This is a genomic window from Mesorhizobium album, assembly GCF_033977205.1.
GTDB classification, from domain to species: Bacteria; Pseudomonadota; Alphaproteobacteria; order Rhizobiales; family Rhizobiaceae; genus Mesorhizobium; species Mesorhizobium album.
Window position 1 is genome coordinate 205,585 of the sequence record NZ_JAVIIW010000002.1, and the last position, 22,582, is coordinate 228,166.

The window sequence follows — 22,582 nt, forward strand, 5'->3', positions numbered from 1 at the left end:
CATGACGCATGCTCGACGCACAGCCCTCCGGTTGCTAAGCCCCTCCCGCGCAGGGAGACTATCCGAGTCGAGTTATGACGGTTGCAATCGAGATGGGGCAGACGACGGCAGGCGCGCCGGCGGCCCTCGACCTTGAGGAGCTGCTGGCGACCCGCCTGCTGGTGCAAGGCAATTCGGGCTCCGGCAAGTCGCATCTGTTGCGCCGTCTGCTCGAACAGAGCGCGCCCTGGGTGCAGCAGACCATCATCGACCCCGAAGGCGATTTCGTATCGCTCGGCGAGCGTTACGGCCATCTGGTGATCGACGCCGAGGAGCATACGGAGCGCGGCCTGCAGGCCGCCGGCGAGCGGGCGCGCATCCACCGCGTCTCGACGGTGCTCAACCTCGAAGGGCTCGATGCCGAAAACCAGATGCGGCGCGCCGCCGCCTTCCTCGGCGGCCTGTTCGAAGTCGCGCGCGACCATTGGTATCCGATGCTGGTGGTGGTGGACGAGGCGCAGCTCTTCGCGCCGGCCGCCGCCGGCGAGGTGTCGGACGAAGCGCGCAAGCTTTCGCTCGGCGCCATGACCAATCTGATGTGTCGCGGGCGCAAGCGCGGGCTTGCCGGCATCATCGCCACGCAGCGGCTGGCGAAGCTTGCCAAGAACGTCGCGGCGGAAGCCTCCAACTTCCTCATGGGCCGCACCTTCCTCGACATCGACATGGCGCGCGCCGCCGACCTGCTCGGCATGGAGCGGCGGCAGGCGGAAGCTTTTCGCGATCTGGAGCGCGGGCATTTCATGGCGCTCGGGCCCGCGCTGTCGCGTCGCCCGCTCAGCGTACGGATCGGATCGACCGAGACGAGCCCTCGCAACGGCACGCCACGGCTGATGCCGCTGCCCGAGGCGGCGCTGGAGGATGCGCGCTCGATCATCCTGGCGGCGCCGCCGCCGGAGACGGTGCGACCACAGCGCCGGCCTTCGCCGGACCTGCTCGATCAATTGATGGCGGCCAAGGCCGCTCCGCTCGACATCCGTCCCGAGCCAGCCGAGCCGCAGCCGAGCGCGGAGGACCTCGCCGAGCGGCGCCAGCGGATGGACCGCATCCTGCGCGCCATCCTTGCCGAGCCCGACGCCGGCTTCCGCGTCATCGGCGTGCTCTACCAGGAGTTCGTGGTCCGCTGCCGGATCGAAGGCCTGGCTTCGGTCGTGCCCGACCTTTCGGAATTCCGCCGCATGCTGACGCGCGCCCGCGCCGGCGTCGGCTCCGACATGGCCGAGGACGATGCGTGGCGGGACGTTTCGGTACGCGCCTCGCTTCTGCCCGAGGACATGCAGGGCGTGTTCATGATGATCGCCCGCGCGGCCAAGGAGGGCTGGCCCTGTCCGAGCGACGCGGCGATTGCCCGGGCCTATGGCTCGCATTCGCTGCGCCGCGCGCGCCGGCTGCTTGACTATATCGAGGAGCAGGGCCTGATCGTCTGCCAGATCGACGGCGCCGGCCGGCGAACGGTGACGCTGGTCGAACTCGCCTGGGCGACGGCGCCGGGCGATCCGAACGCCGCGGAGCAGGACAGCTCGGCGGCCTGATTACGGCTGCAGCTCGACGGTGCGGGCGTCGCCAGGCGGCGTCGCGCGATGGGTGGAGACCACGACGATCCTGTCGCTCAAGCGAGCGAGCAGCCGCCCGAGAATGCGCTCGCCCTGCGCGTTGTCGAGATGCTCGGTCGGTTCGTCGAGGAGCACGAGCGGCCGGGAGGACAACCAAGCGCGCGCAAGATTGATGCGCTGCACCTCGCCGAGCGAGAAGCTGTCCTGCCTGATCCAGGCATCCAGCCCGCCAGCCTCGCGGATGCGGCCATCCATCTCGACGGCTTCGAGCGCCCGCCAAAGCGCGGCGTCCGGGACGTCGCCGGCAAAGAGGTTGGCGCGCACCGTGTCTTCCAGGATGACGGCGTCGTGCAAGACGAGTGCCGAAAGCGCCCGCCGCTCGCCTGCCGACAGGATGCGGTCGCCCGCGGCAAGAGCATCCTCGCCGATCCAGCCGGAGATCTGCTTCAACAGGCTGGTCTTGCCCGAGCCGCTTGCCCCGACAAGCACCGTCGGCTGACCCCTTGCGAGGAGCACGGAGATGGGCGTTCCGATCGCCCGGCCGTCGGGCGCGCGGCGTTGCAGGGCGCCATGCCGAAGCAGTCGAGGTTCGACCTCTCCGGGCGCAAGTTCGGGCCTGCCGGCCGAAGCCACGCGCGTCCATTGACCGATCTCCGCCCCGGCGGCGTTGCGGCGCAACATGGCCACCAGCATGCGCGATGCGCCGTTCATGGTTTCGCCGAACGCCAGCCAGGAGAAGGCAAGCAGCATGGGCAGGAGCAGTTCCGTGCCTTGCCTGCCGGCATGCCAGGCAGCCGCCATCACGCTGATGCCGGCTGCCGGGCCGAAGGCCGCGCCGATCATGTCGAGCCCAGCCTGCAGCCGGCGGAGCGCAAGCAGCGCGCCGTCGGCGCGGGACAACGCGGCAAGCGCTTCGGCGCATTCACCGCTCCAAGCACGCTCCGCCTTGAGTGGAACGGCTGACGCCATGGCCGCGCCAAGCCGGCTCGCGCCATCGCGGCGCAGCGACCTGGCGCGCTCCCATGCCATGGCGCCAGCCTTGGCCACCCTGTTCCCCGCGAACAGAATGGCGAGCACCAAGAGGACGATCGGCAAGAGGGACAAAGGCGCAAGCATCGCCGACGCGGCGACCAGCACGGCGAGCCCGCAGCCCAGCGTCAGCGCCGGCAAGCCGGCGCGCAGCTTCGCGTAGTCGAGGTCCTCGACATCGTCGAGATAGTCGGCAAGCCGTGCGTCGTCGCCGAGCTGCCATCCGGCCCGGCGCACCGCGGGCGCCGCCGCCATCGCGGCGAAGAGCTCGACACGATGCACTACCTGATCGGCGAGCGCCGCCTTATGGCCCGCAAGGCGTTCGCCGTAACGGGCCGCCGTGCGGCCGATGGCGAACAGCCTGATGAAAGCCGCCGGCATGTGGAAATTGAAGGTCAGGGCGGTAGCGGATAGGCCGACGATCGCCACCGATCCCAGCAGCCAGGCGGAAACGCCGCCGAGCAATATGGCGCAGAAGAGCGCCGCGAAGGCAAAGGCCGCCGCCAGCCGCCACACGTTCCGGCTCGAGGATTGGAGTGCAGTGTTCATGCCGCCACCTCGATGGCATCGTCGTGGGTGAGATCGACCGTCAGGTCGGCAGCGGCAGATAGGTCCCGGTCATGCGTGGCCACGACGACCAGTCGCGACCGTGACATCGCAAGCAGCGTGCGCCGCACCGCTTCGGCAGTCTCGCGGTCGAGCTTTGCCGTCGGCTCGTCGGCCAGCACGGCGCGCCCCGCAAGCGCCGCGCGAGCGACCGCGATGCGCAGCCGCTGGCCGCCGGAAAGGTTGGCGCCGCCCTTGTCGAGCCTGGCATCGAGGCCGCCCGGCAGAAGCGCGTCGTCGAGCAGGCCGATCGCGCCGGCGGCGTCCTCCAGCCGGTCCCGGGTCATGGCGCCGGCGTTCCAGGCGATGGCTTCGGCGAGCGTTCCCTCCGGCACGAAACTGTCGGTCGAGACCCAGGCGATCTCCTCGCCAGCGAGCCCGTCGGCGCCCGACATTCCGCGCTGTTCGAGGCCGGCGAGCCGGCGCAGCAGGGTCGACTTGCCCGATCCGCTGGGGCCGACAATGGCGACGAGACCTTGCGCCGGCAGTGAGAGCGCCAGACGATCGAGCACCGGCAGAGCCTTCGCCGCGACCGGTTTGGCGTCGAGCAGCCGGTCGAGCGCCGCAGCCGCCGCGAGCCCTTCCGCCTTGGCGTGATACTGCTCCGAAAAGCGCCGAAACGGCGCGAAATATTCCGGCGCGATCATCAGGATGAACAGGCTCTGCCAGAGCTCGAGATTGGAGAAGCCGGGGATGGTCGCGAGCTTCAGGTGCCCGAGACCGAGGAAGACGGCGAGGAGCGCGATCGAGAGCGAGGCGAAGAAATCGATGATGCCGGCATTGACGAAGGCGATACGCAGCAGGCCGATCGTGCTGCCGGCGTAGTCTTCGAGGCGTCGGGCAAGCTTTGCCGCTTCGCCCACCATTGCATGGTTGGCGAGGATCGTCGGCAGCGTGCGGATGCGGTCGGCGAACTGGCCGGCCAGCCGGCCGAAGGCGCGTTCCTGCGCATCGGCGCGCCGGCGGATGGCATTGCCGACCAGCGCGAAGAACAGGACCATCACCGGCGTCAGGCCGACGAGCAGCAGCGCCGCCTGCCAGGAGACGAAGCAGAGCGACAAGGCCGCAAGCAGCGGACCGGCCGCCATCATAACCGTGGCGGCGCGATGGCCGATGACCAGCGCCGCCACCTGCTCAGGATGCCGCTGCATCGATACGATGACGCTGCCGACCGGGAGCGATTGCAGGAGCTTCGCCGGCATTTCGTCCAGGCGCTTGCCAGCCAGCTCGCGCAGGCCGGTCGACACGGCGTTTTCCGCGGAAGCCTGCACCCTATCGGCGGCAAGGCCGGCAAGGCAGGAAACCGCCAGAAGAACCATCGCCGCCGCCAGGAGCTCCGGATCGACGGACCCGCCCATCACGAGGCGTCCCACGGCCATCGCCGCCGTGGCGGCGAAGCCGAGCCGCAGCGCGGTGCGGACGAGCTGCAAGACGAGAAAGCCACGCAATCCGGGTTTTGCCAGTCGCCGCGCGGCAGTCAGCGCCTGAAAGGCGCCCCGCGAGGCGGGATCAGGATATTGGGGCGGGGCGGAGCGCTTTCTCATGCCTCGTTCTTGGCACGCGCCGCGACCGAACGAGTTGATCCATATCAAGTCATGACGATCGTCCCGGCGCTATGAGACGTATCCAAAAGGATACTTCCCATGTCCGACTTCCTTCTCGTCGACCTGTCCCGGTTGCAGTTCGCGCTGACGGCCCTCTACCACTTCCTGTTCGTGCCGCTCACGCTCGGCCTCTCCATCCTGATCGCCATGATGGAAACGGTCTATGTGATGACGCGCCGGACCATCTGGCGCGACATGACGAAATTCTGGGGCGTGCTGTTCGGCATCAACTTCGCCCTCGGCGTCGCCACGGGCATCACCATGGAATTCCAGTTCGGCATGAACTGGGCCTATTACTCGCACTATGTCGGCGACGTGTTCGGGGCGCCTTTAGCCATCGAGGGCCTGATGGCCTTCTTCCTCGAAGCCACCTTCGTCGGGCTGTTCTTCTTCGGCTGGGACAGGCTGTCGCCGCGCGCGCACATGATCGTGACCTGGCTGATGGCGCTCGGCACCAACTTCTCCGCCCTCTGGATCCTGATCGCCAATGGCTGGATGCAAAATCCGGTCGGCTCGACCTTCAACCCGGACACGATGCGCATGGAGGTCACCGATTTCATGGCGGTGATCTTCAATCCGGTCGCGCAGGCGAAGTTCGTCCACACCGTTTCTGCCGGCTATGTCTGCGCCGCCACCTTCGTGCTCGGCGTCTCGGCCTGGTATCTGCTTAAGGGACGCCATGTCCAGCTCGCCAAGCGCTCCTTCGTGATCGCCTCGGCCTTTGGCCTGGCCTCGGCGCTCTCGGTTATCGTGCTCGGCGACGAGAGCGGCTACGCGCTCACCGACAACCAGAAAATGAAGCTCGCGGCCATCGAGGCCATGTGGGAGACGGAGCCCGCACCGGCGTCGTTCACGGCCTTCGGCATCCCAAGCCAGAGCGACCGCGAGACGCATTTCGCCATCCGCATCCCGTGGGTGATGGGTATCATCGGCACGCGTTCGGTCGACAGGCCGATCGCCGGCATCGATGAGCTCGTCGCCCGTGCCGAAGCCCGCATCCGCAACGGCATCGTCGCCTATGACGCGCTGGAGAAGATCAAGGCGGACCGCGGCGACACTGCCGCTCGCGCAGTATTCAATGCCAGCTCCAAGGATCTCGGCTACGCGCTGCTGCTCAAGCGATACCTGCCCGACCCCAGGCAGGCGAGCGAGCAGCAGATCAAGGATGCCGCCTGGTCGACGGTGCCTTATGTGCCGCTGCTCTTCTTCGGCTTCCGGCTGATGGTAGGCTGCGGCTTCGTGCTTCTTGCCCTGTTCGCGCTGTCGCTTTGGCACACGACGCGGGAAACCGAGGCGCCGCGCTGGCTTTTCCGCGCCGCCCTCATCGCCATGCCGCTGCCTTGGATCGCCATCGAGGTCGGATGGTTCGTGGCGGAATTCGGCCGCCAGCCCTGGATCATCGACGGGGTGCTGCCGACCTTCCTTGCTACGTCCGAGCTTGGCGTCGCCGACCTGCTCCTCACCATCGCCGGTTTCACGCTCGTCTACGGCGTGCTCGCCATCATCGAGGTCAGGCTGATGCTCGCCGCCATCCGCAAGGGGCCGGAGGTCGCGAAGGTCATCGATGACCTGCGCCCGGACGCCGACCTTGCCATGCAACCCGCAGAATGACGCGCAAAGGATCACGACGATGATCGACTTTCTCTTCGACTATGAAACGCTGCGCGTGATCTGGTGGATCCTGCTTGGCGTGCTGCTGATAGGCTTTGCCGCGACCGACGGGTTCGACATGGGCGTCGGCGCGCTGCTGCCGTTCGTCGCCCGAACCGATGCTGAACGTCGCGTTGCGATCAACACCATCGGCCCGGTCTGGGAAGGCAACCAGGTGTGGTTCATCCTCGGCGGCGGCGCCATCTTCGCGGCCTGGCCGGCGCTTTACGCGCTGAGCTTCTCCGGCTTCTACCTCGCCATGTTCCTGGTGCTCCTGGCACTGATCATGCGCCCGGTGGCCTTCAAGTACCGCTCGAAGCGGCCCGAGGCGGCCTGGCGCACGCGCTGGGACTGGGCACTCTTCGTCGGAAGCGCGGTGCCGGCGCTGATCTTCGGCGTCGCCGTCGGCAACACGCTGCAAGGCGTGCCCTTCCATTTCACGCCGGACCTGCGCCCGGTCTACGAAGGCAGTCTACTCGGCTTGCTCAATCCGCTGGCGCTTTATTGCGGCCTGGTATCGCTCGCCATGCTGGTGACGCATGGCGCGGCCTGGCTCACCTTCAAGGCGGAAGGCAGCGTCGCCGAGCGCGCCCGCGCGATCGGCGCAAGGTTTGCCATCGTCACTTCGGCGCTCTTCGCGGGCGGCGGCGTGCTCGTCTGGCTCGGCCTGCTCGGCGGCTACCGCGTGACCTCGCCGATCGCCTGGGGTGGGCCGTCCAATCCGCTCGCCAAGACGGTTACGGCCGATGGCGGCGCCTGGCTGGCAAACTTCCAGGCCCACCCGCTGCTCTGGATCGTGCCCGCTCTCGGCATCGCCGCGCCGCTGCTTGCCGCGCTTGGCTTCCGCGCGAGGCTCGAAGGCAGGACCTTCCTCGTCTCGAAGCTCAGCGTGGCGATGATCATCGCGACCGTCGGGCTCGCCATGTTCCCCATCCTCTTGCCGTCGAGCAGCAACCCCAGCCATTCGCTCACCGTCTTCGACGCTTCGTCAAGCCGCGCCACGCTGCGCAACATGCTGATCGCCACGGTGGTCTTCATGCCGCTGATCCTTGCCTATACCGGCTGGGTCTACCGCGTGCTGTGGGGCAAGGTCGGCGAGAAAAGCATCGAGAAGGCCGGCTCGTCGGCCTATTGATTCAACCGGAGTACTGACCATGTGGTATTTTTCCTGGATCCTCGGCCTCGGACTGGCCGCCTCCGTCGGCATCCTCAACGCGCTCTGGTACGAGCTGCGCACCGTTCGCGAAGAGCCTACCCAGGACGCCGTGGTCTTACCCACCCCTTGAGTCCGATTATTTGCAGTCCGGTCAGGCGGAGGAGCCAATATGACAGACGCAAACCCAGAGCCGTTGCGCAGCCCGGCGGATTTAAGGCGGGCGCATGTGCAGATGCTCGCGCTCTGCCACATGCTTGAAGGCATCGCCGACGATCTGCCGTCGCGCGTCGACCGGCTTCAGTGCCTCGCCGTGGCGGCCGACCTCTTGCCTGTGCTGCGCGAGTGTCATCGCTTCGAGGAAGAGGTCGTCTTCCCCGCCTTCCTGCGGCGAACAGGCGAGGAAGACATCGTCGCGCGGCTCAGGCTCGAGCATGTGGAGGACGAAAGCGCAGCGGCGGACCTCAGCGAGGCCCTGCTCGCTCACGGTCACGGGCGGCCGATCGAGAACCCCGAGGCTTTCGGTTACATGCTGCGCGCCTTTTTCGAATCGACACGCCGCCACATCGCCTTCGAGCGCGACCATGTGCTGCCCGAGATCCTCGGCGCTCGCGGGAACGGTTCCGGCAACAATCCGTAGCGACTTCCTGTGCCGGATTGCCAACGGACAGGCAGGCGGAAATCAGTCCCCGGCCCGCGCAGCCAGACGCCCGATGTCGTCGACGATGACGTGGCGATTATTCTCGACGCGGATCACGTTTTCGCCGCGCAGGCGGGTGATCTGACGGCTAACCGTCTCGATGGTCAGCCCGAGAAAATCCGCGATCTCGGCGCGCGACAGCGGCAGTTCGAAAGCGGCGCTGCGGCGCTCCGGTCCGGCGGCAGGATCGATGTTGCGCGCGATCATCAAAAGGAAGCTCGCGATCTTCTCGGCTGCGGTCTTGCGGCCGAGCGCCACCATCCAGTCGCGCGCCTGGTCGAGCTCGCGCAGCTTCTGCTCAAGCAGGCGATGCTCGAGGTCCGGCTGCTCCTTCATCAAGCGCTCCAGCGCCTGACGCGGGAACGAGCACAGCTCGACCTCGGTTGCGGCCTCGGCGGTCAGCGAGCTCTCGGCCTGGAACGGCCTGCCGAGGAAATCCGGAGCAAACTGCAGGCCGACGATCTGCTGGCGGCCGTCGGAAAGCGTCTTGGTGAGCTTCACGACGCCGGAAAGCACGTTTGCGAAGCGTTCGACGCTCCTGGAATCGCTCACCAGTTCCTTGCCGGCCTCGGCCTTGTGCCGCTTCGTCGATTTGGAAAGGGCGACAAGCTGGTCGGAGCTGAGCGCGCCGCAAACGCCGCGATGCCGCGCTTCGCATGAAACGCAGAGAGCCGGAATGCCCGTCGTGTGAATGTCTTCGCGCACGATGGAACACCTATAGTGTTCCTGCCGCCCGCCAGCAACGCAAGGGAGAGGGCGATAGCGTCGCAGCCCCGCCTTACGAACCCTCCGTCCCCACCGCCTCCGAACTACCCACGACCACCGCGCGAGCCGTCTCAGCGATCCTCGATGATCCGCAAATACGCCGCGGTCACGAACAGCACGATGAAGCCGAAGAGGATGCGGCGACCACCTTCGGGCATCTGCAGGATGGTGAGCAGCGTCGTCAGAACTGTGAGGATCAGCGCGCCGACGATTGTGCCCATGTAGCCGCCGCGGCCGCCGAAGATCGAGGTGCCGCCGATGACGGCGGCGGCCACCGAAGGCAGCACCAGCGGCTCGGCGAGCGAGAGCGAGGGCGCCTTGATCAGGCCGATATAGAGCAGGCCGGTGATGCCGGCGAGCAGGCTGGAGATGACGTAGAGCGCGGTGATCACCTGCCAGTAGCGGACGCCGGAGAGGCGTGCCGCGCGCTCATTGTCGCCGACGGCGTAGAGCAGGCGGCCAAAACCGGTGCGGTTGAGCGTGAAGACGATCAACACCGCCACCGGCACGAACAGGAAGAGCGCGTTTGGGAAGCCGTAGGTGAGGCCGGTGCCCAGCCAGTTGAGGAAATCCGGGATCCTGGCGCCTGAGGCGATGACGGTGCGCTGGTAGACCTGTAGGAAGCCGGTGCCGATCAGGCTGGTGCCGAGCGTCATGATCAGCGGATGGACGCGGAAGACGCCGACGCCTATGCCGTTGACGAGGCCGATCAGCACCGCCGGCAGCATGGCGAGGATGAAAGCCACCGTGGGGTCCTGATTGACGATCTGGCTGGCCATGATGAAGGCGCCCATCGTCGCCACCGTGCCGACCGAGAGATCGATACCGCCGGTCAGCATCGTCATGGTCTGGCAGCCGGCGAGGATCGCCAGCGGAATGGCGAACTTCGCCGTGTTGGCGATCCAGCGCTCGTTGACGATGCCCGGGCGCAGACCCTGCAGGATCGCGACCAGGATGATCAGCAATATGATCAGCGGGATGAGCGGCCGATCCGCCATGAAGCGTTTGAGGCGGCGGCCGAAGGGGGCCGGTTGGGGCATGGTCGCGCTGCTGCTCATGGCATTGCTCCTGCCGGGCGGCCCCGGATGGTGATGAAGGCGCCGAACATGACCACGGCGACCATGATCGCGCCCTCGATGATGGCGGTGACGTTGGGATCGATGGCGAGAAGCGTGAGGTCGGTGCGCACCAGCCTGAGCACGAAGACGGCAATGATCGGTCCGAGCAGCCCGCCCTTGCCTCCGCCGAGCGCGACGCCGCCCAGCACCACCGCCGCGACGCTGGCAAGCAGATAGGGGCCTGGGATAGGCGCGCCGATGCCGGTGCTGATGGTGAGCGACAGGCCGCCAAACGCCGCGAACAGGCCGGAGAGCGCGTAGGCGACGATCCTGGTGCGGGCCACCGGCACACCGCTGCGGAAGGCGGCAAGCTCGTCGCTGCCGATGGCGTAGATGGAAAGCCCGAGGCGCGAACTTCGCAGCGGGATCCAGATGATGAAGAGGCAGACAAGGAGCAGCACCAGCGCCTTCGGAACCCAGGCGTCGGCCCAATCCGGCAGGCCGGGTATCGGCATGGTGCCGACGACGCTTGCCTTCAGCCATTCGGCGGCGGCGCCGCCGGGCGCGTCAAGCACCAGAAGCGCCGCCCCCTGCAGCACGAACAGCGTGGCTAAAGTCACGACGATATCTGGCACGCGGGTGACGACGATGAGGATGCCGTTCAGCGCGCCGAGCACTAGCCCCATGGCCAGCACGAAGGGCACGACGAAGAAGGCAAATTCTTCGCTGGCGCCGTTCATCATCGAGGCGGCCGTCACGCTGGTCAGCGCCATCATGGCGGCGACAGAGAGGTCGATGCCGCCGGCGATGACGACGACGGTCTGCGCCGCGACGGCAAAGGCGTAGGGCAAAACTGCCCGCGCGAGCGAGCCGAAGTCGCCGCTGCCGTAGCCCGGCTGGATCAGCCTGGTGATGACGAACAGGAATATTAACAGGGCGAGCAGGCCGGCGACCCAGCCCTGGCGGCGCAGGAAGCGCATCATGGCGCTGCCTCCGCATCGGGCCTGACATCGGCAAGGATGCCGACATCCTCCCTGGCGCCGCGCGGCAGGCCGTAGGCTGCCCGCATCAGCGTCGGCTCGTCGGCGAGCTCGACCGGAAAAGTGTCGACGACGCGGCCGCCGAAGATCACGATGACACGGTCGCAGACACGCTGCACCTCTTCCAGTTCCGACGTGTAGAACAGAACCGATTTGCCAAGGCCGGCGAGCTCGCGCAGCAATTTGTAGATCTCCTGTTTGGTGCCGACGTCGATGCCGCGCGTCGGGTCGAAGCAGAGGATGGTGCGGGCGTCCGCCGCGATCCAGCGGGCAATGGTAACCTTCTGCTGGTTGCCGCCGGAAAGGCGCTGAACCTCGCCCTGAGCGCGGGTGTCGATCTGCAAACGGGCGACTGCGCTGGAGACGACCCAGCGCTCTCTGCGCACCTTGATCGGTCCCCATTTGCGGAACGCGGCGCTGAAGGGCAACGCGATGTTCTCGCGCACCGAGCGCTGCATGGCGAGCGCCTCGGTGCGATCGCCCGGCACATAGGCGATGCCGGCGCGGATGGCGTCGCTCGGATGCGAGAACTTCACTGGCACGCCGTCGACGGCGATCGTGCCGGCGGCCGGCCGGATCGAGCCGGCAAGGGCGGCGAAAAGCTCGTCTTGGCCCTGGCCTTCGAGCGCGACGACGCCGGCCACCTCGCCATTGGCGAGATCGAAGGAGACATCGTGCAGCTTGGTGCCGAGCTGCAAATTGCGGACCGAGAGCCGCGGGTGGCTGTCCTTCACGACCGGCGCCTCGCTTGCCGTGCGTGCCGCGGCGACGCTGGTCTTCTCGATGCGGGCGCCAAGCATCATCTCGACGATCTTCTCCTCGACGCCCGGCCCGATGTTGACGACGCCGACGGTGGCGCCGTCGCGCAGCACCGTGGCGCGGTCGCAAAGCGCGGAAATCTCGACGAAACGGTGCGAGATGAAGATGACAGAGCGGCCGCTGTTGCCCTGGCGGCGCATGACTTCCAGCACCTTTTCGGCGAGGTTGGCGGGAAGTGCCGCCGTCATCTCGTCGAGCAGCAGCACATCGGGTTCCATGGCAAGTGCGCGCGCCAGGTCGAGCACGCGCAGCACGGCGAGCGGAATGTCGCGCGCGGTCTCGCGTATGTCGAGGTTCGGAATGCCGAGCTCGCGCACCCAGGCACGGAACGGCTCGACCGGCGTGCCGGTGAGCCGCAGATTGGAAAGCACGTTGAGATCGGGGATCAGCGCCGGCTCCTGGTAGACGGGCAGCAGGCCGGCGCGGCGGGCGGCGGCGGGGGAGCGGACATCACGGGCCTCGCCGCGGATCAAGATGCGGCCGGCATCCGCCCGGATGGCGCCGGTCAGAATCTTCACCAGCGTCGACTTGCCGGCGCCGTTGGCGCCCATCAGCGCATGGACCTCGCCCGGCAGCACCGAGAGCGAGGCGTTGCGCAGCGCGGCAACCGCACCGTAGTTCTTCGCCACGCCGGTGGCGTCCAGCAATGCTTTTTTCGGCAATTCGTTCGTCGTCAAAACTTGCGTTCTCGGCTCAAGCATCGAGGACGGCAAGTTGATACCTGCCGTCCTCGTGTTTCAACTCAATTGCGCAATTACTCGCCCGGGCCCTTGCAGGCGACGATCTGGTCTTTGGTGTAGCTGGTCCAGTCCGGGATCGAGATCGAGACCGGCCATTCGGGGCTGAGCGACGGGTCGGCGGCCGACTTCAGCTTGGCCTTGCCTTCGTCGGTGGCGTTTTCCCAGAGCTGCGGCTGGACCAGCACGGTCTGCTCAGCCGGCTTCTTGCCATCGAGGATCTGCAGCGCCAGCGTGATGCCCGCGCCGCCGATCGAGCCCGGATTGGTGACCGCGGCACCCATCAGGCCCTTGACTGAGTTCAACTGGCCGACGAAGCCGGCATTGTCGGCGCCGACGACCGGCACCATCGGCGCCTGCTGCTCGACAAGCGCGTCGACGATCACGTTGTCGATGCCGGAGGTCCAGACGCCGTTGAAGGGCGCGCCTGAGGCGAGGAAGGACAGCATCTGCTGCTTGCCCTGATCCTGCTGCCAGCCGGTGAAGACCTCCTGCGCCACCTTCACGTCGGGGAATTCGGCCAGCGCCTTCTTGAAGCCTTTGTCGCGATCGCTGTCGGCCGAGGCGCCAGCGGCGCCGCGCATATAAAGCACCTCGCCCTTGCCGCCCATCTGCTTGAACAGCCACTTGGCGCCGAGATAGGCATAGTCTTCCTGGTTGTTGGATATGATGTAGGCGGATGGCTCGGTCACCGCCTGGTCGACGGCGACGACGACGATGCCGGCTTTGGTCGCTTCCTCGAGGCCGGCCTTTATGCCGGCCGGGTCGGCCGGGTTGACGACAATGGCGTCGACCTTGGCGCTGATCAGGTTGCGGATGTCCTCGAGCTGGCCGGCGGCGTCGGTATTGCGGTGCGCGATGTTGAGCTTCGCCACTTCGCCGGAAGCGAGCGCCTGCGCCTTCATGGCGCAGATCATCTCCTCGCGCCAGCCATTGCCCTGCACGGTGTTGGAAATGCCGATCGTGTACTTGCCGGCGGCGGACGAGACGCCCACCGAGGCAAGCAAGGCGGCACCGGCAAGTAGTGGGACAATGGGCAGCGGGGCCATGGTCAGGTATTTCTTCATTTCAGTACTCCTCCACATTGATTGTCAGTTGCAGTTCAGTTGCAGCTCCAGGGCGTCCTCGGCGCCGTAGGAGCCAAGCCGTTTTGTCCCGGTCACTTGACGAAGGGGCGCAGCACGTCGCGGGCAAGCAGGAATCCGCGCTTCACCTTTTCGTCGCTCCCCTCGAATCGGCGGTCCTCATGCTCGATGATGATCGGCCCGTCATATCCGGCCCGGTAAAGACCCGAAAAGATCGTGCTCCAGTTGATGTCGCCCAGCCCCGGCATGCGCGGCACCTGCCAGCCTATGCCGGCGGAGAGAATTCCGCGCTCGTACAAACCATCATGATCAATCATCAGGTCCTTGGCGTGCACATGCAGCATGTGTGGGCCGAACTCGCGGATGAAGCGTTCCTTGTCGATCATCTGCCAGACGAGATGCGAGGGGTCGAAATTCATCCCGATGTCGCCGCCCCAGGCTTCGAGGATGCGGCGCCAGATGTAAGGCGAGTAGGCGATGTTATGCCCGCCCGGCCATTCGTCGTAGCTGAAGATCATCGGGCAGTTCTCGAAGGCGAGCTTCACGCCATGCTCGCGCGCATGGGCGATGATCGCGGGCCAGACCTTTTGCGCGTCTTCCCAGTTGGCGTCGATGGTCTTCGAGGGATCGCCGCCGCAGAAGGTGTTGACCACCGAGACACCCATACGGCTCGCCAGCACGATCACCTTCTTCAGATGATCGATCACCGCCTCGCGATGCGCCTGATCCGGGTGCAGGGGATTGGGGTAGAAGCCGTGGCCGGAGATGGTCAGGCCCTTGCCGGCAAGCTCGTCGGCGATGTCCTTCGCTTGCGCTGCCGAAGTGCCGGCGGCGTCGATATGGCTGGTGCCGGCATAGCGGCGGCTGGCACCGGAAGCCTTCGGCCAGCAGGCGATTTCCAGCGCCTCGAAGCCGGCCGAGCGCGCCCAGTCGGCGACCTCGCTGAGTGGAGTATCCGGAAATGGCGCCGTGAGCAGTCCAAGTTTCATGATGCCTCCCTTCTTGTACTATGCAGATCGTACTGGTCGCTTCAACCGCGCATCTATTGGTTCAGCGCAGACATGTCTGACAAAGGCCATCGGATCCTTTGAGAGCAATCCATCGAGTGCGGCGATGACATTCGCGCGGAGTGTGTCATTGGCCGCCAAGGACGGATCGAAGATGGCATCGATGGCAAGGATAGCGTCGGCGAGTCCCTTGCTGCCCGCACCGACACGGTCAGCAATGGCCGCGATCCTTTCGGCAAAGGGATCGGACACCTGCCAGGCACGGCCAAAGCGCGCGGAAGCCTTGACCAGATAAGCCATCCAGCCGGCGACCGGCACTGACAGAAGCGCAATACTCTCGCCCTTGGCCAGCCGGTCGCGGATCGGGTTGAGCAGGCGCTGGGCGATCTTCTGCGAGCCGTCGGTGGCGATCTGGTGATTGCGATGGCGGATCGCCGTGTTGGCGAGCCGCGCGAGGCTCTGCTCGACATAGGCGGCCGGCGAGATGCCTGGAACCGGCATCAGTGTCGGCAGCGTCTCTTCAGTCAGCATGCGGCGGACGAAGGTCGCCAGAAGCGGGTTGGCGACGGCCTCGAAAGTGTGCTCGAAGCCGCCGAGCACGCCGAGATAGCAGAGCGTCGTCTGGGCGCCGTTCAGCACCCGCATCTTGAGGTGCTCGAACGGGGTGACATCGTCGACGAAGGTGGCGCCGACAAGGTCCCAGCGCGGAACGCGGCCGGCGAAGCGGTTCTCGATCACCCATTGGCGGAAGCGCTCGCCGACGACCACGGCGTCGTCGCGATAGCCGAAGCGCTCTGCGACGGTATCGATATCGGCTTCGGTCGTGGCCGGCGCGATGCGGTCGACCATGGCCGAGGGGAAGGCGACATTGGCGGCGATCCAGTCCGCCAGCCCGTTGCCGCGCCGCTCGGCGATCGCCCGCACGACATTGCGCAGGATGGTGCCGTTGGCCGGGATGTTGTCGCAGGAAAGCAGCGTCACCGGCCGGCCATGCGAAGCCCTGCGCAGTTCCAACGCCTTCACCAGGATGCCGGGCACGCTGCGCGGCGCCTCGGGGTTCACGAGGTCGTGAACAATGTCGGGATGGTCGAGGTCGACCGCGCCGCTCGACGGGACGTGGCAGTAGCCTTTCTCGGTCACCGTCATGGTGACCATCTCGATGTCGGGCCAGGCGAGTACCTCCAGCGCCGGCTCCGCGCTGTCCTGGCTGTCGACGACGCGCACGATGCTGCCGATGACGCGCGCCTCGACCTCGTCGTTCTGGCGGATCAGCCGCGTGTAGAGGCCGTCTTGCCGGCCGAGCGTTTCGGCAAGCATGGGAGGGCGGATGTTGATGCCGACCAGCCCCCAGCGGTCGAAATGGCTCGCCAGAAGGTCGTCGGTGTATTCAGCCTGATGGCAGCGATGGAAGGCGCCGACACCGATATGCGCGATGCCTGGCTCGAGCGCGGCGCGATCGTATGCCGGCTTGCGGACCTCCGGCGGCAGGCGGCCGAGCAGGGGCGGGCCGAGATTTTCGGCGCGCGCCGCGTTCACCGGTTCGCTCCGATCACCCATTGCTCCTGATCGATCAGCGCGCCGGTCATCGGCCCGGCAGCATCGGAGAGCAGGAAGACGGCGAGGTTGGCGATATCGTTCACCGAAAACAGCCGGCCGAAGGGTTGCGCGGCGTTGGCCGCGTCGAGCCAGCCCGGACCCTGTCCGAGGGTTTCGGCCTGCATGACGCGTTCGGCCGGCGTGTCGGTCCAGCCGACATTGATGCCGTTGACGCGGATGCGGTCGAAGCGATGGGCGTTGGCGGCATTCTTGGTCAGCGTCGCCAGCGCGCCCTTGGTGGCGGAATAGACGGCAAGCTCCGGCGCGCCGCAATGCGCGTTGATCGACAGGATGTTGACGATGGCGCCGCCCTGTCCGCGGCGCTTCATCTCGGCTATGGCCGCCTGCATGAGAAAGAAAGGAGCGCGCGCGTTGACGGCAAACAGCGATGCCCAGTCGTCCAGGCTGGCATTGATGAAGGAGGCGCGGTCGGTAAGGCCGGCAGCGTTGACCAGACCGTCGATGCGGCCGAAGCGCCCGATGCAGGCTTGGGCGAGCATTGGCGGAGTCTCGGGAGCGCCGAGATCGGCGGCGGCAAAGACGGTTGGCGTGCCGATAGCAGACAATTGCACCGCGACGGCGTCGCCGCGCTTCCTGTCGCGTCCGGTGATCAGCAGGCCAGCGACGCCGGAGCGCGCGGCCGTCTCGGCGATCGCGCGGCCGACACCTTGCGTCGCGCCGGTGACCAGCACCACCTTGCCGTCGAGACGAACCTCCATTCCTCCTCCCGGAACAAAGTTTCTATTTTTTGAAAATGGAACGACAATTCCCGATAGTCAATCGCGTCGGTCAGCTTATCCGGCGGGCGACGACGCCGTGGACCAAAGCCATCCCGACGGCGAGCGATGCGGCGAGCGAGCGGAAGCCGGCGAAGTCGGACTCGACCACCTCCAGCCAGGTGTCGGAGAGGTTCACCAGCGGCGAGAAGGTGCTGTCCGTGATGGTCACGATGCGTGCCTTGCGCTCATGCGCGACGGCGACGAGGTCGGGCGTGATCGAATTGTAGGGGCTGAAGGAGACGGCGAGCACCGTGTCGCGCGGGCTTATGCAGCCGACCTGATCGAACGCTGTCGAGCCGACATTGTCGACCAGCACATTGCGCACGCCCTGCTGCGACAGCGTTAGCGACAGATAGGTGGTGACGGGGAAGGCGCGCTTGCTGCCGATGACATAGATCAGCTCGGCCGCCGCCAAGAGGTCGACCATCTTCTCGAAGCTGTCGATGTCGAAACCGCTGCCGATGCGGCCGAGCGAGGCCTGCGAGGCGCCGACCATGCCGTTGAGGAAATGCAGGCCGGCGTTGGCCTCAGCCGCCTGTTCCTGACCGCCTTGTCCGCGGCCCTCCGGCCAGGAGCCTTTCATGTGGTCCTTAAACAGGTCCTGAAAATCGGAAAAGCCGGCATAGCCGAAGATCTGCGCGAAACGCACCAGGGTCGAGGGCTGCACGCCGGCCTGCTCGGCCACTTGCCCGATGGTGCCGAGAGCCACGTCGCTCGGATGCTGCCACAGGAAGATCGCGACCTGGCGCAGCCGCTTCGGAAAATGCACGGTGCCGGAAGAGAGCACGGCGCGCAGTTCCTCGTAGGTTTGAGGTTTCGTGTAGCCAAGTGCCGCCAGCGAACGGCCGCGCTTTCTCGCCGCCGCCTCCAGGCCGTGCTGAGACGGCTCGTCGGCCGCTTTACGACGCCCGCTCATACGACGTACCCAAAGACGGTTTGAAACACCCGAGCCCTCCTTCGGATTCGGCCCATCGACCGGGCCACGAGAAAACGCTATCGCGGCACAATAGTTTTACAAAACGAAAAATAGAAATATCATTCGAAAATTGCGGCAGGCGGCACCGACAACGGATCGCTATTCAGGGAGGATAATCGCAATCATGGTCTGTGCAACCGCTGACGGAACCTCGCGCCAACGCCTGACGGTCGGCATGGTCGGAGGCGGCCGCAATGCCTTCATCGGCGCCGTGCATCGCTTCGCCATGCGGCTCGACGACCAGATCTCTCTGGTGGCCGGCGCGCTCTCTTCGGATCCGGACAATGCGGCAGCCTCGGCCGCCGAGCTGGGCATCGCGCCCGAGCGCAGCTATGCCGACTATCACGCCATGGCGAAAGCCGAAGCGGCGCGGCCGGACGGCATCGAGGCGGTCGTCATCGTCACGCCGAACCATCTGCATGCGCCGATCGCCACCGCCTTCCTCGAGGCCGGCATCGACGTCATCTGCGACAAGCCGCTGTCGACGACGCTTGCCGACGCCGAAGCGCTGGTGGCGCTTACGCGCGCGAAGAAGCGCCGCTTCGTCGTCACACTCAACAACACCGGCTACGCTATGGTCCGCCAGGCACGCGAGATGGTGGCGGCGGGCGCGCTCGGCCGCATCGTTTCGGTGCATGGCGCCTATATCCAGGACTGGCTGACGCAGCCGATCGACGCGCAAGGGCAGAAGCAGGCCGAATGGCGCACCGACCCGGCGCGCGCCGGGCAATCGGCGGTGCTCGCCGATATCGGCGTGCACGCCTTCAACCTGGCGAGCTATATCTCGGGCTTCGAGGGCGAGGCGGTTTCGGCCGACCTCTTCACCGCCGTGCCCGGTCGTCGCCTCGACGACAACGCGCATGTACTGGTGCGCTGGACGGGTGGCGCCCGCGGCACGATCTTGGCCAGTCAGACCTCGCCCGGCCACTACAACGATCTCTCGGTGCGCATCTATGGCGACAAGGCCGGGCTCGAATGGTCGGGCACGCGGCCGGAAGAACTGCGCTTCTCGCCCTATGGCGAGGAGACGCGCATACTGGTGCGCGGCGGCCACGGCTCGACGGCGGAAGCCCAACGCGTGTCGCGCATGCCGGCCGCGCATCCGGAAGGCTATATCGAGGCCTTCGCCAATTTCTACTGTGATGCCGCCGACATCATTCGCGCGCATCGTTCTGGTGCCGAGGTCGATGCCGCACGCGTGGCGCAGGTGCCCGATGTCGTCGACGGCGCGCGCGGCGTGAAGTTCGTGGCGGCGGCGGTGGAATCGAACGCGGCAGGGGGAACGTGGACGCCGGCGCGGTTCGGGTGAGAACATCGGCAGGAAGAGCCCGCGAAAGCTCCGTCTTCCGATTGAAATGCCAGTGCTTTCAATCGAACAGGCTCTAAAGCACGCCGCGGCGAAAAGGATTCGAGCGACGCGCTTTAAGCATTTGTTTTTACGTCATTTCCCAACCGCTGCAGACTTTTCGCCGACATGCATCAGCTGGCGACCGATAACCGACGAGATCGAACGAAGGTCTTCAGTTCATCGGAAGCCAGCGTGCGCCCGAACGCGTAACCTTGCAGCACGTCGCAGCCAAGACCTTTGAGGAGACGCGCGTGCTCCATTGTCTCCACGCCCTCCGCCACGATTTCAATGCCCAGGGACTTGCCTATTTCAATGATAGACGAGACGAGCTGTCTTTGCTGCCGCGATCTGACGATCGGAAATACAAGCTGGCGGTCTATCTTCAGCCGGCGTGGTTGCAATTTGAGCAGGCTGATAACGGAAGCATAGCCGGTGCCAAAATCGTCGATTTCCACGTCGATGCCAAGTTGCTTTATCTGCTCTACGTTCCATGTGACCAAGTCATCGTTTTCATCGAGAAATATAGACTCGACAAGTTCGAAGGAAACTGTCCCCTTCTTTATTTTGAGTTCCCTCAAGTTCTTGATGAGCTCTTCATCTTGGAGGCGCTTGGCGGAAACGTTGACTGATACATGTGGAATCCCGAGGTTCTCGGCGGCCCACTCATCGAAATCCGAAAGCGATTGCTTAAGTACGCTTCTGTCGATCGTCGAGACGACGTTCAGTTCTTCCGCGATCTTCAGAAATGCGTCTGGTGCCAGAATGCCCTTCTCTGGATGCTTCCATCGCGCCAACGCCTCAACACCAACAATATCGAGTGTCTGTGCATCAAATTGAGGCTGGTAAGATACGATGAACTCGTTGCGTTCCAGGCCGTTTAGAATCTCGTCGGCAATTCTCTTCGTGTTGATGATCTCGCTCTGCAGCGCTCCGGTAAAGAATTCGCGCCGGTTGCGGCCGCGACTCTTTGCCTGGTAAAGCGCGATATCGGCATTCACCAACAACTGCCTGGCCTCGACGTCGTTTCCATTGTCGATGGCTATGCCCACGCTGACGCCGAAGCGGCATTGGTGACCCTTGTAATAGACAGGCTGACGCATCTGTTTGATGATGCGATCGGCGAGCACGGCCGGTTGGTCGAGATCGTCGCGCACTCGACAGAGTATGATGAATTCGTCTCCCCCGACTCGAGCGACGAATCCCTGCTCGCCGACGTTGGATTGCAGAACAGATGACGCATGAACCAGCATCGCGTCACCCGCCGCGTGACCAAGCGTATCGTTGATCTGCTTAAAGCGGTCCAGATCGATGTGCAGCAGCGCTGCATGTTCGCCGTTCAGCCTAGCGTTCGCGGCATAATCTTCCAACACCTGATCGAGGTAACGCCGGTTCGGCAAGCCCGTCAGTGGGTCGTGAAGCGCTATATGCTCGATGCGCGCCCTGGCGGACTCGAGTTCCGCATTTTTCGACTCGGCCAGTTGCCTCGCGCGAACCAGATCCGCGTTCAGCAAAACGTCTGCCGTCACATCCCATTCCGCGCCAACCATGCGGGGTGAATTGTTTGCGGCCTGATAGAAAATCGCCTTGGATCGGACATGACGTATCTCGCCATCGGGGCGAACAATCCGGTATTCCGACGAATATGGTCCTCCGACGGCCGCCGCGCTGTCGAAGTCCGCGAGGGCAGCGGCCAAATCGTCTGGATGGATTGCTCCGGCCCAGTCCGAATAACCGCGTGGCTTTCCATCGACCGGTTTGCCATAAATCTCGTTGACCCGATCGTCCCACATAAGATCGTTGGTCTTGAGGTCGTGCTCCCAGACCCCAATAGCCGACGCTTCCAGCGCAAGTTCCAGGCGCCGCGACAGTCGCTCCAGTTCCCAGTAGTTTCGTTGTCTCTCGCCAATCAGTCGGCCAGCTACCAGGAAGGGGATCAGGATCAGGGCTCCCGCAGCTGCCATGATCCCACGGAAGACCCAGGCGTTCGCCGGAGTGGTCGGCCAACCGTTCTCGGGAATGGCCGCGATTTGCCAGGAGCCGGACGGGAGCAGAACGTCGACCCTCACCGGATTGTTTTTCCCGACCGTTTCGTCGCCGAAGAATTGCTCTCCCTGCGCTCCAAGGGCGTCCTTGCCTATCAGCGCTATATCAATTCCGAGGTCCTTGTCGAAAAGTCCGCTAGCCTCGTAGAGGCGCTGCACGTCGACAACGGCGGAAACGATGCCCCAGAACCTTTCCGTATTGCCGGCGCTTTTTACGAAAACTGGAAATCGGCCGATGAAGCCTTGTCCGCCCTGCACCAGATCGACGGGACCGGCCAGGATCAGCTTGCGCTCGTCCCTGGCCCTCAACGCGGCCGCCCGCTGCTGTGCGTCGTTGCGGTAGTCCAGGCCCATTGCCTTCTCGTTCCCCGCGATCGGGTACATCAGGGAAATGACCAGGTCGGGCGCGCCCGCGATATTTCGCAACTGCGAATCTTCGCCAAAAAGGCTGCTTGCAAGGGCGGCGAAACGTGGCTGGCCCATATAGGGTTCGGCCATGACCGTCGCGACCAGCCCCCGCACGAGCTGAAGGTTGCCGTTGATGTTCCCTTCCAGCTTGGCGCGAATGAGATTGACCCTGGCCAGCACTTCCTCGCGGGCGGCCTGGTCCGAGACGATTTTGTTCTGATGGTCCGCGAACACCGCGCAGATGAAAATGACTACAGCCGCTATCGCCGCCGGAATCCTTGCCGGCGAAAAAACGGCCCCCTTTACGCGGCCGAACCTGTTGGCGAAGAGAGCCAATAGGGCGACTTCCCAGTGCTTCTCAGGTTCTCCAAGCGAGCCTGATCAAGGGAATGTTAGTTCGCATAAGATTAATTTTAGCCTTCACTATCGTTTAAATTCTTGCGTCTTCGACCTGGTGGGGCGCTGTTATGCGCCGAAGTCGCGCCAGAACTCGCCCTGCCGCGATACTAATGCATTTCGTGCACAGCGGTTTTGGGTGAACGACATGCGTCAAACAAAGACTTAAATCAAAACAAAGCCTTAAAGCGCAGC

The 22,582-nt window shown here is 65.2% G+C and carries 18 protein-coding genes; 6 read left to right on the forward strand and 12 right to left on the reverse strand.

Annotated elements, in window-relative coordinates:
* The first annotated feature begins 74 nt into the window (after nucleotides 1–74).
* A complete protein-coding gene (locus tag RFN28_RS02760) occupies nucleotides 75–1,568 on the forward strand; it encodes a helicase HerA domain-containing protein (RefSeq protein ID WP_320285837.1) in 1,494 nt (497 codons plus the stop codon).
* On the opposite strand, the gene RFN28_RS02765 is transcribed toward RFN28_RS02760, so the two are convergent.
* Both RFN28_RS02765 and RFN28_RS02770 read right to left on the reverse strand, forming a co-directional pair.
* Nucleotides 1,569–3,167: an ATP-binding cassette domain-containing protein gene (locus RFN28_RS02765; protein ID WP_320285838.1), complete on the reverse strand. Its 1,599-nt coding sequence runs from the start codon at nucleotides 3,165–3,167 to the stop codon at nucleotides 1,569–1,571.
* Nucleotides 3,164–4,768: an ATP-binding cassette domain-containing protein gene (locus RFN28_RS02770; RefSeq protein ID WP_320285839.1), complete on the reverse strand. Its 1,605-nt coding sequence runs from the start codon at nucleotides 4,766–4,768 to the stop codon at nucleotides 3,164–3,166. Before RFN28_RS02770 ends, RFN28_RS02765 begins: the two co-directional genes overlap by 4 nt.
* Before the next feature lie 99 nt (nucleotides 4,769–4,867).
* On the opposite strand from RFN28_RS02770, the gene RFN28_RS02775 reads away from it, so the two are divergent.
* The 4 genes from RFN28_RS02775 to RFN28_RS02790 are packed head-to-tail and all read left to right on the forward strand — an operon-like array spanning nucleotide 4,868 to nucleotide 8,271.
* Nucleotides 4,868–6,439 carry a cytochrome ubiquinol oxidase subunit I gene (locus RFN28_RS02775; protein ID WP_320285840.1) on the forward strand — a complete coding sequence of 524 codons (1,572 nt, stop codon included), beginning with the start codon at nucleotides 4,868–4,870 and terminating at the stop codon, nucleotides 6,437–6,439.
* 19 nt (nucleotides 6,440–6,458) lie between these two features.
* Nucleotides 6,459–7,613: a cytochrome d ubiquinol oxidase subunit II gene (gene cydB / locus RFN28_RS02780; protein ID WP_320285841.1), complete on the forward strand. Its 1,155-nt coding sequence runs from the start codon at nucleotides 6,459–6,461 to the stop codon at nucleotides 7,611–7,613.
* Between the two features lie 19 nt (nucleotides 7,614–7,632).
* Complete coding sequence (gene cydX, locus RFN28_RS02785) at nucleotides 7,633–7,764, forward strand: cytochrome bd-I oxidase subunit CydX (RefSeq protein WP_320285842.1); 132 nt, start codon at nucleotides 7,633–7,635, stop codon at nucleotides 7,762–7,764.
* A 39-nt stretch (nucleotides 7,765–7,803) separates the two neighbouring features.
* On the forward strand, nucleotides 7,804–8,271 hold the full coding sequence (locus tag RFN28_RS02790) for a hemerythrin domain-containing protein (RefSeq protein ID WP_320285843.1): 468 nt from the start codon (nucleotides 7,804–7,806) through the stop codon (nucleotides 8,269–8,271).
* A gap of 42 nt (nucleotides 8,272–8,313) precedes the next feature.
* On the opposite strand, the gene RFN28_RS02795 is transcribed toward RFN28_RS02790, so the two are convergent.
* The 9 genes from RFN28_RS02795 to RFN28_RS02835 all read right to left on the reverse strand — a co-directional run bounded on the left by RFN28_RS02795 (nucleotide 8,314) and on the right by RFN28_RS02835 (nucleotide 18,133).
* Entirely contained in the window at nucleotides 8,314–9,036 is a 723-nt protein-coding gene (locus tag RFN28_RS02795) for a Crp/Fnr family transcriptional regulator (RefSeq protein WP_320285844.1), read from the reverse strand.
* A 131-nt stretch (nucleotides 9,037–9,167) separates the two neighbouring features.
* Entirely contained in the window at nucleotides 9,168–10,154 is a 987-nt protein-coding gene (locus tag RFN28_RS02800) for an ABC transporter permease (protein WP_320285845.1), read from the reverse strand.
* Entirely contained in the window at nucleotides 10,151–11,137 is a 987-nt protein-coding gene (locus RFN28_RS02805) for an ABC transporter permease (RefSeq protein ID WP_320285846.1), read from the reverse strand. Before RFN28_RS02805 ends, RFN28_RS02800 begins: the two co-directional genes overlap by 4 nt.
* Entirely contained in the window at nucleotides 11,134–12,714 is a 1,581-nt protein-coding gene (locus RFN28_RS02810; protein WP_320285847.1) for a sugar ABC transporter ATP-binding protein, read from the reverse strand. The genes RFN28_RS02805 and RFN28_RS02810 overlap by 4 nt, the downstream gene beginning before the upstream one ends.
* 53 nt (nucleotides 12,715–12,767) lie before the next feature.
* Nucleotides 12,768–13,817: an ABC transporter substrate-binding protein gene (locus tag RFN28_RS02815; RefSeq protein ID WP_320285848.1), complete on the reverse strand. Its 1,050-nt coding sequence runs from the start codon at nucleotides 13,815–13,817 to the stop codon at nucleotides 12,768–12,770.
* Nucleotides 13,818–13,909: 92 nt separating this feature from the next.
* Nucleotides 13,910–14,824 (reverse strand): sugar phosphate isomerase/epimerase family protein, encoded by a 915-nt coding sequence (locus RFN28_RS02820; protein WP_320285849.1) that lies wholly within the window; start codon nucleotides 14,822–14,824, stop codon nucleotides 13,910–13,912.
* Nucleotides 14,825–14,842: 18 nt separating this feature from the next.
* Nucleotides 14,843–16,399: a mannitol dehydrogenase family protein gene (locus RFN28_RS02825; RefSeq protein WP_430677084.1), complete on the reverse strand. Its 1,557-nt coding sequence runs from the start codon at nucleotides 16,397–16,399 to the stop codon at nucleotides 14,843–14,845.
* Nucleotides 16,375–17,157 (reverse strand): SDR family oxidoreductase, encoded by a 783-nt coding sequence (locus RFN28_RS02830; RefSeq protein ID WP_320285851.1) that lies wholly within the window; start codon nucleotides 17,155–17,157, stop codon nucleotides 16,375–16,377. The genes RFN28_RS02825 and RFN28_RS02830 overlap by 25 nt, the downstream gene beginning before the upstream one ends.
* A gap of 70 nt (nucleotides 17,158–17,227) precedes the next feature.
* On the reverse strand, nucleotides 17,228–18,133 hold the full coding sequence (locus RFN28_RS02835; RefSeq protein WP_320285852.1) for a MurR/RpiR family transcriptional regulator: 906 nt from the start codon (nucleotides 18,131–18,133) through the stop codon (nucleotides 17,228–17,230).
* Between the two features lie 184 nt (nucleotides 18,134–18,317).
* Between RFN28_RS02835 and RFN28_RS02840 the strand changes: the two genes are divergently transcribed.
* Nucleotides 18,318–19,502: a Gfo/Idh/MocA family protein gene (locus RFN28_RS02840; protein WP_320285853.1), complete on the forward strand. Its 1,185-nt coding sequence runs from the start codon at nucleotides 18,318–18,320 to the stop codon at nucleotides 19,500–19,502.
* A gap of 170 nt (nucleotides 19,503–19,672) precedes the next feature.
* On the opposite strand, the gene RFN28_RS02845 is transcribed toward RFN28_RS02840, so the two are convergent.
* Nucleotides 19,673–22,327, reverse strand: a complete 2,655-nt coding sequence (locus RFN28_RS02845; RefSeq protein WP_430677087.1) for a bifunctional diguanylate cyclase/phosphodiesterase — start codon at nucleotides 22,325–22,327, stop codon at nucleotides 19,673–19,675.
* Nucleotides 22,328–22,582 lie beyond the last annotated feature (255 nt).

Excerpts from the sequence above, each read along its gene's own strand:
- RFN28_RS02820 (WP_320285849.1), bottom strand. The coding sequence starts at position 14,824 with ATGAAACTTGGACTGCTCACGGCGCCATTTCCGGATACTCCACTCAGC.
- RFN28_RS02805 (WP_320285846.1), bottom strand. The coding sequence starts at position 11,137 with ATGATGCGCTTCCTGCGCCGCCAGGGCTGGGTCGCCGGCCTGCTCGCC.
- RFN28_RS02810 (WP_320285847.1), bottom strand. The coding sequence starts at position 12,714 with ATGCTTGAGCCGAGAACGCAAGTTTTGACGACGAACGAATTGCCGAAA.
- RFN28_RS02840 (WP_320285853.1), top strand. The coding sequence starts at position 18,318 with ATGGTCTGTGCAACCGCTGACGGAACCTCGCGCCAACGCCTGACGGTC.
- RFN28_RS02765 (WP_320285838.1), bottom strand. The coding sequence starts at position 3,167 with ATGAACACTGCACTCCAATCCTCGAGCCGGAACGTGTGGCGGCTGGCG.
- RFN28_RS02790 (WP_320285843.1), top strand. The coding sequence starts at position 7,804 with ATGACAGACGCAAACCCAGAGCCGTTGCGCAGCCCGGCGGATTTAAGG.
- RFN28_RS02770 (WP_320285839.1), bottom strand. The coding sequence starts at position 4,768 with ATGAGAAAGCGCTCCGCCCCGCCCCAATATCCTGATCCCGCCTCGCGG.
- cydX (WP_320285842.1), top strand. The coding sequence starts at position 7,633 with ATGTGGTATTTTTCCTGGATCCTCGGCCTCGGACTGGCCGCCTCCGTC.
- cydB (WP_320285841.1), top strand. The coding sequence starts at position 6,459 with ATGATCGACTTTCTCTTCGACTATGAAACGCTGCGCGTGATCTGGTGG.
- RFN28_RS02775 (WP_320285840.1), top strand. The coding sequence starts at position 4,868 with ATGTCCGACTTCCTTCTCGTCGACCTGTCCCGGTTGCAGTTCGCGCTG.
- RFN28_RS02800 (WP_320285845.1), bottom strand. The coding sequence starts at position 10,154 with ATGAGCAGCAGCGCGACCATGCCCCAACCGGCCCCCTTCGGCCGCCGC.
- RFN28_RS02835 (WP_320285852.1), bottom strand. The coding sequence starts at position 18,133 with ATGAGCGGGCGTCGTAAAGCGGCCGACGAGCCGTCTCAGCACGGCCTG.
- RFN28_RS02825 (WP_430677084.1), bottom strand. The coding sequence starts at position 16,399 with ATGGGTGATCGGAGCGAACCGGTGAACGCGGCGCGCGCCGAAAATCTC.
- RFN28_RS02830 (WP_320285851.1), bottom strand. The coding sequence starts at position 17,157 with ATGGAGGTTCGTCTCGACGGCAAGGTGGTGCTGGTCACCGGCGCGACG.
- RFN28_RS02815 (WP_320285848.1), bottom strand. The coding sequence starts at position 13,817 with ATGAAGAAATACCTGACCATGGCCCCGCTGCCCATTGTCCCACTACTT.
- RFN28_RS02760 (WP_320285837.1), top strand. The coding sequence starts at position 75 with ATGACGGTTGCAATCGAGATGGGGCAGACGACGGCAGGCGCGCCGGCG.